The 655-nt window shown below is 59.7% G+C and carries 2 protein-coding genes; both read right to left on the bottom strand.

Going from position 1 to position 655, the window contains the following annotated elements:
• Nucleotides 1-57 precede the first annotated feature (57 nt).
• The gene (locus AC07FD_RS39415; protein WP_095085189.1) at nt 58-279 is read right to left on the bottom strand and encodes a hypothetical protein; all 222 of its coding nucleotides are present in this window, start codon (nt 277-279) and stop codon (nt 58-60) included.
• Nucleotides 276-655 (bottom strand): ATP-binding protein (locus AC07FD_RS39410; RefSeq protein ID WP_478354197.1); only part of this gene is annotated, 380 nt, incomplete at its 5' end. The genes AC07FD_RS39415 and AC07FD_RS39410, both read right to left, overlap by 4 nt.

The following is a 655-nucleotide window of genomic DNA, read 5'->3' as shown; positions in this document are numbered from 1 at the left end:
TGTGGACGGAACAAAAAGGCGGCCTTTGCAGGCCGCCGAGTGTGGAGGATGTGTGCTTTAGAGCGAGGACGGGGCTTTTTCGATATCGCTGTGATCGGTCGGTGTTCGTTGCTGCTCCTGGATAAGTTCCTGGAGTTGGACGCCGTAGTGAGACCAGATGCTATCGGCGAGATCGTTGAGGAGCTCGAAGACAGCGAGCGCCTGTTCGGGTGTCCATTCGGGATTGATGAGGAAGTGGATACCACGACTGAGGCCGGACGGTTGAGGATCTGGTTTCATGCTGCGGGCACCTTTTCGCCGGAGGAGCGGCTGGTGCGTTTTTCGCGCTGTGCCTTTGATCGCTCGGCCGCTTCCTTGAAGCGGTAGGAATCGCCTTCGATGGAGATCACCTCGGATCGGTGCATGAGGCGGTCGACGAGGCTGACGACGCAGGCGGCATTGGGAAAGACCTCCGACCAATCAGCGAAGGGTCTGTTGGTGGTGATGATGGTTGAGCGTTTTTCGTAGCGCCGGCTGATGAGTTCGAACAGCAGGTCCGCATGACGGTTCGAGTAGGACAGATACCCGACCTCGTCGATCGCAAGAACGTCGGCGGCGGCGTAGTGGTGAAGGCGTCGGCGCAAGGCTGCGTCGCTGTCGAGGGCGGCGAGTTCGC

Source organism: Mesorhizobium waitakense, assembly GCF_056431085.1.
This window is presented reverse-complemented; position numbering and strand designations above follow the sequence as displayed.